Source organism: Flavobacterium arsenatis (assembly GCF_031456785.1).
Taxonomy (GTDB): domain Bacteria; phylum Bacteroidota; class Bacteroidia; order Flavobacteriales; family Flavobacteriaceae; genus Flavobacterium; species Flavobacterium arsenatis.
On the sequence record NZ_JAVDVI010000011.1, the window covers coordinates 41,362 to 57,282 of the forward strand.

Sequence of the window (15,921 nt, forward strand, 5' to 3'; positions counted from 1 at the left end):
ACAAAAACCATATTTATATTTTCTACCCATGATATTATTTATTTTGAATTACATTTTATGCTGAAACAAATGATAATATACTTCATTGGCATTGATTTTATCCTTGAAATCCCTGATGTTGGTTTTGTCGTCCATCACCAGTAATTCTATGCCTGCAATATCGGCAAAATCTTCCATATATTCGGTAGTTATGGCCTGACTATATATAGTATGATGAGCTCCACCTGCCAAAATCCATGCTGTTGCAGCCGTTTCAAGATCAGGTTTTGCATCCCAAAGTACTCGTGCAACGGGAAGGTTTGGCAAATCCTGCATCGGCTCGACGGCTTCTACTTCGTTGACCAACAGCCTGAAACGATTTCCCATATCAATCAAAGAAGCATTGATGGCATTTCCGGCTGGGGAATTGAACACCAAACGAACAGGATCTTCCTTACCACCTATTCCAAGCGGATGAACTTCGCAGGAAGGTTTTCCTGCCGCAATCGAAGGACAAATTTCCAACATATGGGAACCCAAAACATAGGATTTGTCGTCTGTGAAATGATAGGTATAATCTTCCATGAATGAAGTTCCGCCTTCAAGACCTACATTCATTACTTTCACGGCTCTCAACAATGCCGCGGTTTTCCAATCGCCTTCGCCTCCAAAACCATATCCATCAGCCATCAAACGTTGGGTTGCAATTCCTGGCAACTGTCTCAACTCGCCAAGATTTTCGAATGTATCTGTAAATCCTTTAAAATTTCCTTCTTCTAAAAAGGCCCTCAATCCCAATTCAATTTTTGCGGCTTCCGCCAAAGACTCTCGCATCGAACCTCCTTCTTTCAGCGAAGAAGTTAAGTTGTAAGACGCTTCATAAACCGCCATCAAATCCTGAACCTGCTGGTCCGAAACTTGCTTGATGTGTTTTACAACATCCGAAGAATCATAACCGTTTACGGAAAATCCAAAACGCATTTGGGCTTCTACCTTATCGCCTTCGGTTACGGCAACTTCACGCATATTATCGCCAATTCGGGCAAATTTTGCTCCTTGCAGATCGTCCCAAGCCAAAGCCACACGCGTCCAGATTCCGAGTTTTTGCTGCACTTTGTCAGCCTTCCAATGTCCGACAACTACCTTGCGTTTTTTTCGCATCCTACTCATCATAAAGCCAAATTCCCTATCGCCATGAGCCGATTGGTTCAGGTTCATAAAATCCATATTGATGGTTTGCCACGGAATTTCGGCGTTGAATTGTGTATGCAAATGGCACAAAGGTTTCTTCAATAAGCTTAAACCTCGGATCCACATTTTGGCAGGCGAAAAAGTATGCATCCAAGCTACAATTCCAATGCAGTTTTTTTCGAAATTGGCTTCCTGCATCAATTGTTCCACTTCGTCTGAACTTTTTAAAACACCTTTGTAAACCATTTTCACTGGAATATGGCTTGAAGCATCAAGGTTTTTTACTATTTCTTCTGAATTTATGGCTACCTGTTTTAAGGTTTCTTCGCCATATAAATGTTGGCTTCCCGTTACAAACCAAACTTCTTTTGCGGTAATATCTATCATTTTATATTGAATTATTGACCATAATAGGCATCTTTTCCATGCTTACGATCGTAGTGTTTTTGAATTAATGCGTCTTTTAATCTTGGGGCATTCGGGTTGATTTGCAACGTCAGATGAGCCATTTCGGCGACAGCTTCCAAAACTTTGCTGTTGTAAACGGCTTTTGCGGCATTTTTCCCCCAAGTGAAGGGTCCATGGTTGCCAATTAAAACCATCTCCACTTCTTCATAGGAAAGTTTTTTTTCCTTGAAACAATCCAAGATTTGAATTCCCGTATTGTGTTCATAATTTCCTTGAATCAGTTCGTCCGACATTGGTGGAGCACATGGAATATCGGTCGTGAGATGATCGGCATGAGTGGTTCCAAAAATCGGAATATCGCGTTGTGCTTGAGCCCAAGCCACCGAAAAAGTAGCATGAGTGTGGGCGATTCCTCCAATATTTTCCCAATGTTTATAGAGATAGGCATGCGTTTTTGTATCGGATGATGGTCTCATCGTCCCTTCGACAATAGTGTTGTCAAAATCAACAATCACTATATCTTCAGGCTGGAGAATTTCATACGGAACACCGCTTGGCTTTATTGCAAAAAGACCTTTCGAACGGTCAACGGCACTTACATTTCCGAAGGTGTAAATTACGAGTTTCAAGGCATCCAATTGCATATTGGCCTCATAACATTCCTGTTTTAAATCTTTATAAATGGAGTTCATAATTTTCGGATTTGGTTAGTGTTTCGATAAAACCACCAAGAACTTTATAGGATTCTAATGATGCTTCGTAAAGTTCGACTTGCTCTTTTTGAGGATAATAAATGGCTTCAAAATCGCTTCCCATTTTTTGACTCGCTTGGATTACGTTTTCATAAACTCCAGCGGCAACAGCGGCATAAATGGCAGCTCCCAAAGCTGGAGCCTGATCCGATTGTGCCACTTTTATGGGTTTATTTAAAACATTGGCAAGGGTTTGCATAATAAAGGGCGATTTTCTAGCAACACCTCCAATTCCGATGACAGTATCGATTTTGATTCCTTCAGATTCAAAACGTTCAACAATCATTTTGGAGCCAAAACAAATCGCATTGACCAAAGCCTTGAAAATATGTGGTGCTTTTGTTCCCAATGACAAACCTGAAATGGCACTTTTCAATTCCTGATTGGCATCTGGAGTCCTCCTGCCGTTGATCCAATCCAAGGCAATCGGAATGGCTTCTGTCAAAGGAATATTTTCAGCTTGAGCAGTCAAGGTTTTTATAAAATTGGCTTCGATTTCTGCTTGAAGCAACAGTTTTTGTTCATCCGAAATAACGTCAGATTGCATCACCAAATGATCTATTGGCCAAGAAAGCAAATCCTTGAACCACGCCAAGACATCGCCAAAAGCTGATTGTCCGGCTTCCAAACCAATCAATCCAGGAACAACTGAACCGTCAACTTGACCACAAATTCCTTTTACGGTATGGGAGCCAATAGCATCAGGTGAAGAAATCATGATATCACACGTTGAAGTTCCCATAATCCGAACCAAAACATGCTCGTCGATTTTGGCTCCAACCGCTCCTGCATGGGCATCGAAAGTTCCAACAGCCACAACTGTATTCGTTGTCAAACCTAACTTTTCAGCCCATTCTGCACTTAAATTTCCCGCTACAGTATCAGAAGTAAAAGTTTCTTGATATAAATTTTGTCTCAAATCTGCCAAATAAAGATCAAGTTTTGAAAGAAATTCTTCGGGCGGAAGTCCGTTCCAGTTTTCGTGCCACATGGCTTTATGACCAGCTGCACAACGGCTTCGTTTGAATGTTTTTAAATCCTTGTTTTCAATCAGCAAGAAGGTCATCCAATCGCAATGTTCCATCCAAGTGTGGGTGGCTTTTTTAACCGCTTCGTCTTCTCTTATAATATGCAGTATTTTCGCCCAAAACCATTCGGAAGAATAAATGCCTCCTTCAAATTTGGTAAAATCTTCTCCTCCCCAATTTAAAGCCAAGTTGTTGATTTCCGTTGCTTCTTTTATCGCCGTATGATCTTTCCAAAGTACCATCATCGCGTTTGGATTTTCTTCAAATCCTTTGGCCAAAGCCAATGGAATTCCGTTTTCTGTCATCGGAATTGGGGATGAACCTGTCGTATCAATACAGATTCCAACTACACTTTCGGGAGCTACTCCGCTACTTGAAACTACCGTTTTTATGGTATGTTCCAATCCTTCGATGTGATCCAAAGGATGCTGCCTGAATTGGTTTTTTGATGGATTGCAAAACAGATTGACTTTCCATCTTTTATAAAAATGTACTTCCGATGCTATTTCCGAGCCGTTATCGGTATCAATCAAAACGGCCCTGACAGAATCGGTTCCATAATCCAACCCTATTACGTATTTTTTCATGTGCTATCGTTTTTAATCTTTAATTTCTAAAAAGATTTCTGTTGAGAAATCGATGTTAATACAACAAATATAAGGTACTTTTTTAATAAATGTATTTTATACACTTAAATATTTAATACAACTTAATTCCGTATTCAAATTGCCTTTCATTTACAAACTACTTTAGTATATTTGCTTTTTTGCAATTATGGAAAACTACACAGAACAGGATAAATTTTTATTAGCAGTTGACTGTATTATTTTTGGATTTGACAAACAAGATTTGAAAATATTACTCATCAAAAGAGATTTTGAACCTGAAAGAGGCAATTGGTCGTTGATGGGCGGTTTTTTAAAGAAAAATGAAAATCTGGACGAAGCGGCCAATCGCGTTTTACATCACCTAACAGGCTTGGAAAATGTGTATTTGGAACAATTGCAAACCTATAGTGCTTTGGACCGTGATCCTGTTGAAAGAACGGTTTCGGTTTCCTATTTTGCTTTAATTAATCTTACGGAAAAGACAAAAATCAATGAAGATTTTTCGGCTAAATGGTTTACTATAAATGAAGCTCCTTCGCTGATTTTTGATCATAACCAAATGGTTTTGGATGCAATCAGCTGGCTTCGATACAGTGTTTCTACAAAACCCATTGGCTTTGAATTATTGCCTGAAAAGTTTACGATGAAACAACTTCAATCGGTTTATGAAGTTATTCTAGGTGAAGAACTCGACAAGCGAAATTTCATCAATAAAATAAATGCTTTGGACATCTTAATTAAAATTGAAGAAAAAGACAGAAGTTCGTCGAGAAAAGGATCATTCCTTTACACCTTTGACGAAGTAAAATATAAGGCAAAAGTAGCCGAAGGTTTTACGTTTAAATTTATGGGTGTCAAGTAAAATCTTTTTTTTATATCAATTAATTCCTCAACACAAATCCTCCATTCGGCTGAATTTCAATTTCGAACTCTCCTTTTTTATTGATGGAAACTGGTTTTGTAAAAGTGTTTCCGTTTTTATCATCATTGATGAATTGCACATTTTTTCCGACAAACATCGGGAGATTAAGTGTAAGTTTTTTAGAAGTTTTTTCAGCATTCACGCCTACTACATACCATTTATCATGATGTCTTCTCGCAATAACCGAATATTTCCCGGGATAGCCATCGATGAAAACCGTTTCGTCCCAAAGGGTTGGAACTTCTTTCATAAAATCCAATTGGAATTTTGGAGCATCTGTCAGGTTATTTGGCATTACCGCAAACATCTGAATTGGATTTTGAAACAAAACAGCTGTCGCCAACTGAAAACCATCTGTGGTATGTCTTTTATTTTTGTCTTTATTGGATTTCGTTAAAAATTTATTGAGAAAAGTTCCACCAAATTCCATACTTCCCACCGTATTTCTGATGAAAGGATGTAAAGTCGCAAAAAAGGCTTCCTGCTTACGGACATCTTCAGAAAAATAAAGCATTTCAGAAGCCAAAACGGCTTCGCTTCCAGCAAAATTTGGATACATTATTTCCCAACCTCTTGGCAAAGTGGCTCCGTGGAAAATAATCATCAGACCAAAATCATTGGCATCGGACAAAATATCTTCATACAAACGCATCGTTTCTTGTTTATCTCCTCCGAAGAAATCGACTTTAAGACCTTTTACTCCGACTTCTTTCAGCCATTTCATTTCTTTTTTTCGTTCTACAGAACTGCTCATTTTGTTTCTCGGTCCCATTGGAGCGTCGTTAGCAGTTCCGTTTGAATTGTACCAAAGCACCACTCCAACATTTTTAGATTTTGCGTATTGAACGAGTTCTTTCATTCTCTCTTTTCCGATATTTTTATCCCAAAGAGCATCCATCAAAATGAATTCATAACCGAGTTTTGATGCCAAATCAATAAAGAGAGTTTGGTCATCATAATTCATACTGTTGTCCTGCCAGAGAATCCAGCTCCAGGTAGATTTTCCGAACTGATATTTTTGTGAAGGCTCGTAAAGTGGCTCTACGACATCAAAAGGAATGGTGGTTTCTACAATTGGTTTTAAAGAGTTTCCTATGGTGATTGTTCTCCAAGGTGTTTTTCCTGGAAGGGAAAGTGCTGATCCCGAACTTCCGAAACCATTGTTCTCTTCCATATTCGGATAAGCAATTTGATAAAGATTATTTTCTTTAGTCGTATTGAGGTGTGAAGCACAATACAAACTGCTGACTCCAGTTTCTGAAAGCAAAACCCAGCCTTCATTTCCGATATGAAAAAGTCCTGGAAAAACGTAACCATAATCGGCTTTTGTTCCTAATTCTGCATCGGCTTTGTAGCCACTTTCGTAGCTTGGTGCTGTTCGTGCAAATCCTGTCATCGGCTTCATCATGGGCGATAGAAAAGTGGTTGTTTGCGATGGAAACTTAAAACCTGTTACTTCCGACAAAACCAAACAACTAAAACGGTCTTTCATTGGCAAAATTTCATATCTAAATGCAATATTGTTATCACTTACCTGAAATTCAATCCCAATACTATGTTCATTTACATTGATAAAATTGACCGTCAAAGTGTTGGCTTTGTACTCAACTTCAGATTTTTTGATTTTCTCGTTGCTGTATTTTTTAGAAACAACATCTTTTTTGCTGTTGATGAATTCTAAATTTTTAGAAAAATCAGATTCATTAGTAATTAAACCTAATGGAGATTTTTCAAGCATTATTTTCCCCTGAAAAGTCACGGAATACAATGCTTTTCCATCTTCTGAAAATACATTCAGTTTCAGTTTTCCGTCCGGACTTGAAATTTCGGCAACCTGTGCTTTCACTTCCGATAAAAGACAGAAGCTTATTAACACAAAAAATATGAGCGTAATTTTTTTCATTTTAAATTATTTTGAAAACATCCAATAATCGAAAAACATAATATCTTTTTCTGCTTTGCCATTAAACACGAAATAAAGATTGTGGACTCCTGTGATTTTATTTGATAAATTGATTTTAACTGTTTCAAAACGGTCGTCTCCACCAGTCAATGGAACTTTAATTGTTCCAACGATTGGTCCGTCTAAGCTATCTAAACGCACATCCATCGTCACATCGCCGTTATGGGTTGTTCCTATCCTTGTGGAAAACGATTGAGCTCCTTCTTTTCCAAAATCAACATTTTTCACACTTGAATACGCTCCACTTTTCTTTGCTTTGATGAAAACTCCGGCGACTTTGTTTTGATAAGATTTTACATTTTCCGACCAAGAAATCATCTCCGCCTGGTTGAATGCGTAAGGATTAACGGTTGCAATGGCTTTCGTAATACCACTGGTCATTTTGAAAGGGGAAATAGAGCCATCTTTATTAAATTCTAATTCCTGCACACTTACCGAACGTGTGAATCCACTTCCTCCCGGCAAAGCACCATTGTGATAGAAAAAGTAGGTTTTCCCTCTGAAATCAATCACGCCGGGATGATTGGTAAAGGATTTTCCTTCGGCAGGCATAATAATTCCACCGTATTTCCATGGTCCTTGAGCATTTTTGCTTGTCGAATAGCCGATAAACTCAGGAAGCGGACCTCCTGGCCAAAACAAATAATACAGTTCTTTACGTTTGTAGAGCCACGGGCCTTCTTCGTATTTTGTCGGTCTTTCGGGATTGCCTTCCCGCTTTCCGAAAGATTCTTCGGTCATTGGAACTTCAACAATATCGCCGGAATAGGAAATCATATCTTCATTCAACTTTACATATTTAAGCTTTGGATTTCCCCAATACATGTGAGCTTGACCGTCATCATCAATGAAAACCGTCGGGTCGATATCGCCCCATTCGCTTTGAACAAGCGGTTTTCCCAACGGGTCGTGAAATGGCCCGAACGGACTATCGGCAACCGCAACGCCAATTGCTCCTTTGTTATTGGTCTTAGACCACATTGGAACATACATAAAAAATTTACCGTTCCGTTCTATACATTGTGGAGCCCAAGCATCACGTTTTGCCCAATCAAAATCATTATACGATAAAACAACACCGTGATCTGTCCAGTTGACCATATCGTTTGTAGAAAACAATTTCCAGTCGTTCATTGTAAACCACGTAGAATCGTCTTCGTCGTGGCTGGTGTAAACGTACAAACGGTCATTGAAAACCATTGGAGCGGGATCGGCGGTGTAGGCGGTTTGGATAATAGGATTCTGTGCTACTAAATTCTCAACACAGATGAACAGCAGGGAAACGATGATATATTTTAACTTTGAACTGACCATAATTTTAATTGTTTAGGTTGTCATCAATTTCAGAAGGGTAAACCAAAATTTATTACAAAATTTTCAGTGATATTAAATTATCTTTAGTTTGAATTCAATTTTTAATTTGAACTAAATTTCCACCAATCAAAGTAGAAAAGATCTTTACTTCCTTTAAATACAAAATATAAATCGTGAACACCTTTACTATTTTTCACGGGAGTTTTGATGGTTTTAAAAATATCTCCTTCCCCTTTTCCGGTTACCTGAACAGTTCCTAATATCGGTCCGTCAACCGCATCGGTATGGATTTCTATAGTTCCGCCGTTCATCGAGGCAACTGATAATTCGATAAATTTTGTTCCTCTGGAAAAATCAACGCCCTGAACTTTGAGGTAATCGCCATTGTTAATTGATGAAACCACAAGACGATCGGTAATTTTTTTGCCGGTGTCATACGGATTATTTCTTTCCCACTCGGTCATTTTTTCTGTTTTTAAGCCTTCACTATAAGCAATAGTTTCCGCTTCTACTTTTTCATAGGGATTGAGCGTTGCTATTCTTTTCACGCCTTCAGGATTCCAAAAAGGTAACTTTTGAATGGTGCCATCAGCATTATAATTCAGCTCGCTCACACAGATTGAACGGCGTTCGTAATGCTTGCTTATCGTTTGTTTTCCGAGATTGTAATTGAAACCGAAAACATAAGATTTTCCTTTATAATCAATGATTCCGGGATGATTTCCGTTCGAACGTTTGTCGCTGTCCATAATCATTCCTTTATATTCCCACGGACCGGTTGCCGATTTGCCCATTGCATAGCCAATTCCTTCCGGACAGCACGTTGAGGCATACGCCATATAATAATTCCCATTGCGTTTCCACGCCCAAGGTCCTTCCTGATAATGAAATGGGTCTGGCGAACCTTTCACTTTGGCAATCGAAGGGTCTTTTACGACTGGTCCATCCACAGAAATCATATCTTTATTCAGCTTTACATACCATAAATTGGGATTTCCCCAATATAAATAAGCTTGTCCGTCATCATCAATGAGAACAGTAGGATCAATATCATCACTCGAATTTTTCACAAGTGGTTTGCCGATAGGGTCTTTAAAAGGTCCATACGGACTGTCTGCCACCAAAACACCGATTCCTCTTTGTCCGGGCATCGGGCAATACATATAAAATTTACCATCTCTTTCGATAACCTGAGGAGCCCACGCTCCGTTTTCCGGGTCTGTCCATTTGAAATCCTTTAAGGAAGCCACAACGCCATGATCTGTCCAATTGACCATATCGGTTGAAGTGTACAAAAGCCAGTCTTTCATTTTAAATCCGAACGCATCATCTTCGTCGTGACTGGTGTACAAAAAAACCGTGTCCTTGTAAACCATTGGTGCAGGATCAGCCGTGAATTTGGTCTGAATGATTGGATTTTGAGCAGACAGCGATAAACCTGTCAGCATCAAACCTATATGTAAAGTATATTTTAAAACTGTTATTTTAATCATAATTAATTTTTTTGAATTAATATTTAATGATTTGCTCTGTCCAAGTAGGTCCTATGATGTAAAACATTCCGTCTTTGTAATGTACCGGCTCGATTCCCATTTGCGGACCTGATTCCCAAGGTTCAAAGGTCTGGCTGTACGGATACGGTCTTTTTTCATACATAAAATAATGGCAGGAATTCCAGAGATTTCCGTCCGGACCGATGAACAAAGCGTTGTGACCGGTTTCCTGATAAGGATCTTCGGTATCGGTAAAAAACAGTTTATCGTAGCCGTTTTCTTTTGCCATTTCTGTTCTGTATCCTTTTTTTCGAGTTCCAAAAATCGGTTCAGGAGAAGCCAATTCCCAAGGTCCCAAAGGCGATTTTGATTTTAATAAACCTACTTCGTAACCTCTTGTCCAAGTGGAGAAAAACATAAAATAGGTTCCTTCTTTTTTAATCACGAAAGGTCCTTCGATTCCGCCAACCATCCATTCGGGCCAGCCGGGTTGTTTTTTATCGAGAAATTTTTCTATTGGAGTCGTTAATTTTCCGGTCTTCAAATCGATTTTCGCCTGAAAAAGTCCGTTGCCACTGCAATACAAATAAACCTGTCCGTCTTCGTCTTCAAACAAAGTTGAATCATTATTATATTGTGGCGTCAAAGGCCCATTGACCAATTTATACGGACCTGTCACTTTATCTGCTGAAAACAACCAAATGCTATGGGTGCTCATTCCTTTCGGATCCTCTTTGGTAACTTTTCCGCTGTTTACGGTAAGCCAATATTTTCCTTGAATAAAATGAATTTCGGGAGCCCAGAATCTTCCGTTGTAAGGGGTATCTTTAGGAAGTTTTTTGGCATCGATGATAAAAGAATGCTGTTTCCAATTGATCATATCTTTAGAAACCAACATTCGAACTCCTGGATTCGGACCTGTCCAAACCGGGTTGGAGGTTCCTACACAATACCACAAATCATCTACTTTGATGATGAAATGATCCCGCATAGAAATAGTAGAATCACGTGTAATTGGGTTGGTATAGCGAAATTCTTTCTGGGCAGAAACCTTGTCTTTTTTATTCTGTGAAAAACTCAAATTCGTTGCAGAAATGAGTAAAAATAACGTTAAAAATAATTTAGAAATATTCATAGGATTTGGTTTTATCGGTTTTTAGGACTTTCGGGCATTTTCAGATAGGTTTCTTCGTAACCTCCGTTATCAATTACAATTTTATACAAGACAATTCCCGGATCTAATGGTTCAATTATCAAATTATACAATCCGTTTTGATTTGCAGGAAGGGTAAATGTTTCCGTTTTTTCAATCAATCTTGATGCAGATGTCGGATACATTTTGGTATAATTATTTGCCCAAGTCAATTCTTGATTGATCCCGATGGTTTTAGGATTATTCTCATCAAAAAAAGCTTTTACACTGTGACCATCTTTTTTGAACGGAAGCGTAGAATCAAAGAAAAAATGGACTTTTACAGTAGAAGGATTATTTTTTAATTTGAATTGATAAGCTATTGAAGCTCCGTCCGTTTTCTCGGTGTAAGGCATCAGGGCAATTCCAGAAAGCGTTCTTCCCAAATCAGGAATGACCGTCCATTTTGTATTTTTTTGATTTTTAGTTTCAAAGAAATGTTCGGCTTCCATAGCAACCACGCCATTCTTTTCTTCGAAAATATAACCGCCTGTTTTTGCTTCTTCAGAAGTGATCCTGTAAACCATTGGTTTGATATTCCCTTCTTTCGGTTCGTCCCAGGATTTGTAACCGATGTGTGTTTGGTCCATCATATGATTCCATTTTCCACCGGAGATATTCAGGTTGTAATCTTTGGTGTATTCGGCATCTCTGGCGAAACATTCATCGGCATAATCTGCCCAATAATTGGCTTTCGGATCTTTTTCTTCAGCCAATGTGTGGTTCATTGCAACTGCATAATACAGATCATACAGATTTGCCATTGCACGAACGGGATGCAAAACAATTTGCTTATAAGTGTCTTTGTAAGTTTCATCTAAAGTCAAAAACTGTCTCAAAGCTCTTGTTTCCAAAGCTAAATACGAATCTCTCACTTGCAGAAATTCTCCGCTTTGAAGATTGTAAGTCTTATGATTCATCATTTCTGCAGAAACCCTTGAGTTATATTTACAATACAGATTGATGATTTCTGCAATTTCCTTCGCGTTGTGATTTCCAAAATGTTCTTCCGCAAATTTTACAGTGTAATTTTCAAGATTATCTTGGGTAAAAGAAGTTGGATTCCAAGCCATATTCAGGAAGAAATCCATTGGATATTCGTTGGGTTTCAAGTCGCCAACGTTGAGAATCCAGATTTTATCAACTCCGTAACTATACGTCAACTGCAACTGTTCCCACATATGCGGAATCTGCGTCATGTTCAGCCATTGATAGGCTCTCGGTGCACCGTGCAAATCTACGTGGTAATACATTCCGTAACCGCCCGGATGTTTTTTGCCATCGAGGTAAGGCAATCGGCGGACATTTCCCCAATTGTCGTCACACAACAGAATCGTCATATCATCCGGAACTTTCATTCCCTGGTCGTAATAATCCAAAACTTCACTGTACAAAGCCCAAAGCTGAGGTGTTTCCTTTGCAGGTTTTTTGGTAACTTTCTCAATTATTTTTCGCTGATCCTGCATAATTTTCTCCAACAATTTAAAATTGGCTTCGGCACTTCCCAAATCGCTCATCGGTTCGTCGCCGTCGCCACGCATTCCCATCGTTACGAGATTGTCGTAATTTTTATTTCGGCTAAAGCCATCTTCCCAAAATTTTAGAAGACCTTCTTTGTTGGTGTGGTAATTCCATTCTCCGTTTCCATATTCTTTCCGATGATTTCCCCATTCTTTCTGGGCTCTCATCATCGGTTCGTGGTGCGAAGTTCCCATCACAATTCCGTATTCATCTGCTACTTTCGGATTGAGCGGATCATCTTCGTTGAAGGCTTTTCCCCACATTGCAGGCCAAAAATAATTGGCTCTGAGACGAAGCAGAAGCTCAAACATATGCGAATACATTTTGCTGTTGATGCCACCGAATTTGGTTCTTGCCCAAGTTCCAAAAGCCGGTTCTTCATCATTAATGAAAATCCCACGGTATTTTACTTTTGGCTCGCCAGAAGCAAAATATCCCGGAATTACGTATGCCGAAGAACGTTTTTTTACAGGAACATCATTCCAGTAATACCACGGAGAAACGCCTAATTGTTTTGATAATTCATAGATTCCGTAGATGGTTCCTCTTCTGTCGCTTCCAGCGATGATGAGCTGTTTTTTGGTTTTGGATTTTGGATTTTCAACCGTGGTAATCACGAAACTTTCCCATTTTCCTTTTAAATCTTTAGCATTGATTTTTTTGGATGAAATAAGTTTGTCAATAAATTTATTTATGCCTAAAGTTCCGATGATGATTTCAAAATCGCTTGAATTTTCTGTGGTTGAAAGATTGGGTAATTTCCCTGTCACTTTTTGAATATCCGACTGCAAATCTTTTACAGCTCGAATAACGGCAATATTTTCTGATGGGTCGTAAAATATGTTTGTAGCATTTCCATCTGATGAAACAATAGGAAAACCGCTATCATTTGAAATGATATTTTCTGTAATTCCAGATGTTTGCTGGGCAAATGCAATTCCGCTAGTAAATAAACACAACAGAACGGATATTTTTATTTGATGGATGTTTAGAATCATAATTATTCTGATTGTAATGAATCATTGACTTCCTGTTGATTTATAGGCTTGAAAAGTAGTTGGGAAAACAGGTATAAATCATTTTTCCATACTTTGAAATCGTGACCGCCCGGCTCGACATAAAAAATATGTGGGATGTTATTTTCTGTGAGATAATCGCTTGTTCTTTTGCTGAAAGGCATCAATCGATCCTGATCTCCACACGAAATCCACAGCAGTTTTAATTCTTTTGCTTTGGCAGGATTTGGAAGCAATTCTTGAGGTTCTTTGGTATTTGGAGCGGAAGAGAAACCGCCAACCCATGCGAATTTGTCGATATTTCCTAATCCGAAATTCAGGGTTTGTCCGCCACCCATTGACAGTCCGGCAATCGCTCGGTTTTCTCTATCTTTTTTAGCCGGATATTTTTTTTCGATAAAAGGAATAAGGTCATTCAATAAATCTTTTTCGAAAGTTGTAAAAGCTTCCACCTTATCTTTTTCCCAAATATCTCCGGTTGCCCGATCATCTTTCATAGCTCTTCCGTTCGGCAAGACGACAATCATTGGCTTGAGCTTTCCTTGAGCATAAAGATTGTCTAAAATGATATGAGGTGTTCCGTTTTTAAACCATTCTTTTTCATCTCCGCCAATGCCGTGAAGCAGGTACAAAACGGGATATTTTTCGCTCTTTTTGAAACCTGGAGGTGTGTAAACCAAAGCTTTTCTGTTAGTTCCGACTGTTGATGAATTATATTGAATCGTGTCAATCTTGCCGTGTGAAATTTCTTTTTTTTCCACATCAAAACCTTGTGGAGCTTGCTTTTCAATAGTTTGGGCACCAACAAATAGTATAGAAAAAAAACATAGAACAAATACAATTGAATTTTTCATATTATTTTTTTGTTTGAGAATTTATAGCTCCTTAATATTTTTCTTTTGAAGTGTCGTTAATTTCGAAAAAATCAACATCTACAAAACCCCCAATATTTTTTGTAGCATAATTAAAAATGGCAAACTTAGTTCCCATAAAAAATCTTCTGTAATCGAAAATCATCTTGAATTCTTGTCCAATTGGTTTCCAAGTCACATTATCGGTGCTGTAATAAAATTGTGCTATATCTTTCTTAAGATTAAAATCAGCAGTAATTCTGAAAAAAACCTTATCGCCTTTTAAAGGAATTCGAGCCATTTCTTTTACCTCAACCGACAAAACAGCTTTTGTCTTTTCGTGTAATTGAACAACATTTGTAGACATCGTGATGTATTTTTTATCTCCAATTGCCATCACAGAAAGAAGTCCTGAATCGCCATTAAAAGCACTAAAACCTGAAACATCGCCATCTTTCATTCCCGAAACATCCAAACTTACGGTTCCTGAACATTTTGGACCATACATCCTTTGCGTGATTGTGTTTGGAGCCAAATAAATATTATCCACAACCCGGCTTGTTTTTAGTCGTAAATAACCTTTTCTATTTGTTAAAGACCAAGCTTCATTAACAGGATTATGGTTCCATTGCCAATTGATATTTAATTTTTCGTTTGAAAAATCATCGCTTGAGATAATTCCGTTTTGGTTGTCATACGCTTTAAGCGGAATTTTGCCTTCGGCTGGAACGCGACCATTTTCATCGCCAAGCATTGGCCAACCGTCAACCCATCGACAAGGCATTAGTGTTGGAACACGACCCACTCCTCCTCTATCTTGAAAAACCAATCCGTACCAATTTCCGTTTTCATCATCGATAATGCAACCTTGGGCAACGTTTGAAAATCCAGCAAAATTATCGTCCAGAATCACTTTCTTTTCATAAGGTCCGGTTATGTTGTCGGCCCTGTAACACAATTGTCTTCGTCTACCGTTTTTGGGCCAAGAAATCATCAACAAATAATATTCTCCGTTGTGTTTTACGACTTGACTTCCTTCGAGCAAACCCGTTTCTTCGGCATCTCGTTCGAATAATTTCATGGCTATTCCACCTTCTTTTGGACCTGATAAATCGCTTTTCAATTCTCTAATCATACCTGATTCATAGAAAACATATACTTTTCCATCATCATCAAAAAAAAGTGATGCATCATGAAAATGATCGGTTCTTGAAACCAATTTCCATTTTCCAGAAGGATCATCTGTAGAAAAAATATAGGATTTGAAAGGCTCATCATTTGGCGAAAACAATACGTAATATTTCCCGTTATGATATCGGATAGACGAAGCCCATTGGCCACGACCGTAAACCGTTCCGTCGAGCAAATCATATTTTGAATTGTCTGTCAAACGGTCGAAAACATAACTTACAGTTTCCCAATGCACCAAATCTTTCGACTTCATGACGGGAGCTCCAGGCATCAAATGCATGGTGGTACTGATGAGATAAAAATCGCTTCCCGATCGTGTGATGGACAAATCGGGAAGATCTGCCCAAATCACAGGATTGGTGTAGGGTGTAGTTTCATTTGACACAGATTGAGCCTTCAACTGAAAATTATTTCCGCAGTTGAAAAAAGCTACTACAGCATACAGAAAAGCAATTTTTCTTATCATTTTTATCTTTTTTGGATTCTTTTTGA

11 protein-coding genes are annotated in these 15,921 nt (G+C 38.5%); 1 reads left to right on the forward strand and 10 read right to left on the reverse strand.

Translation table 11 applies throughout. From position 1 onward, the window contains the following. Positions 1–48: 48 nt before the first annotated feature. Genes araA through J2X31_RS12515 form a run of 3 tightly spaced genes read right to left on the reverse strand, consistent with a single transcriptional unit; the run spans position 49 to position 3,945 of the window. Complete coding sequence (gene araA, locus J2X31_RS12505; RefSeq protein WP_310027138.1) at positions 49–1,557, reverse strand: L-arabinose isomerase; 1,509 nt, start codon at positions 1,555–1,557, stop codon at positions 49–51. 11 nt (positions 1,558–1,568) lie between these two features. Continuing rightward, positions 1,569–2,270 (reverse strand): L-ribulose-5-phosphate 4-epimerase, encoded by a 702-nt coding sequence (locus J2X31_RS12510; RefSeq protein WP_310027140.1) that lies wholly within the window; start codon positions 2,268–2,270, stop codon positions 1,569–1,571. Then, positions 2,254–3,945, reverse strand: coding sequence for a ribulokinase (locus tag J2X31_RS12515; protein ID WP_310027142.1), 1,692 nt, complete (start codon positions 3,943–3,945; stop codon positions 2,254–2,256). Before J2X31_RS12515 ends, J2X31_RS12510 begins: the two co-directional genes overlap by 17 nt. A 187-nt stretch (positions 3,946–4,132) precedes the next feature. On the opposite strand from J2X31_RS12515, the gene J2X31_RS12520 reads away from it, so the two are divergent. Further along, entirely contained in the window at positions 4,133–4,828 is a 696-nt protein-coding gene (locus J2X31_RS12520; RefSeq protein ID WP_374725224.1) for an NUDIX hydrolase, read from the forward strand. Positions 4,829–4,847: 19 nt separating this feature from the next. Here the strand turns inward: J2X31_RS12520 and J2X31_RS12525 are convergent, their stop codons facing one another. From J2X31_RS12525 to J2X31_RS12555, 7 genes are all read right to left on the reverse strand, one after another. Continuing rightward, on the reverse strand, positions 4,848–6,791 hold the full coding sequence (locus J2X31_RS12525; protein WP_310027143.1) for a glycoside hydrolase family 97 protein: 1,944 nt from the start codon (positions 6,789–6,791) through the stop codon (positions 4,848–4,850). Positions 6,792–6,797: 6 nt separating this feature from the next. Continuing rightward, positions 6,798–8,165 (reverse strand): glycoside hydrolase family 43 protein, encoded by a 1,368-nt coding sequence (locus tag J2X31_RS12530; RefSeq protein WP_310027144.1) that lies wholly within the window; start codon positions 8,163–8,165, stop codon positions 6,798–6,800. Between the two features lie 101 nt (positions 8,166–8,266). Continuing rightward, on the reverse strand, positions 8,267–9,658 hold the full coding sequence (locus J2X31_RS12535; RefSeq protein ID WP_310027145.1) for a glycoside hydrolase family 43 protein: 1,392 nt from the start codon (positions 9,656–9,658) through the stop codon (positions 8,267–8,269). A gap of 16 nt (positions 9,659–9,674) precedes the next feature. Continuing rightward, on the reverse strand, positions 9,675–10,793 hold the full coding sequence (locus J2X31_RS12540) for a glycoside hydrolase family 43 protein (RefSeq protein ID WP_310027146.1): 1,119 nt from the start codon (positions 10,791–10,793) through the stop codon (positions 9,675–9,677). Between the two features lie 11 nt (positions 10,794–10,804). Further along, complete coding sequence (locus J2X31_RS12545) at positions 10,805–13,369, reverse strand: glycosyl hydrolase 115 family protein (protein ID WP_310027147.1); 2,565 nt, start codon at positions 13,367–13,369, stop codon at positions 10,805–10,807. Positions 13,370–13,371: 2 nt separating this feature from the next. Continuing rightward, a complete protein-coding gene (locus tag J2X31_RS12550; protein ID WP_310027148.1) occupies positions 13,372–14,241 on the reverse strand; it encodes an alpha/beta hydrolase in 870 nt (289 codons plus the stop codon). Positions 14,242–14,272: 31 nt separating this feature from the next. Next, positions 14,273–15,895: a glycoside hydrolase family 43 protein gene (locus J2X31_RS12555; RefSeq protein WP_310027149.1), complete on the reverse strand. Its 1,623-nt coding sequence runs from the start codon at positions 15,893–15,895 to the stop codon at positions 14,273–14,275. Positions 15,896–15,921 lie beyond the last annotated feature (26 nt).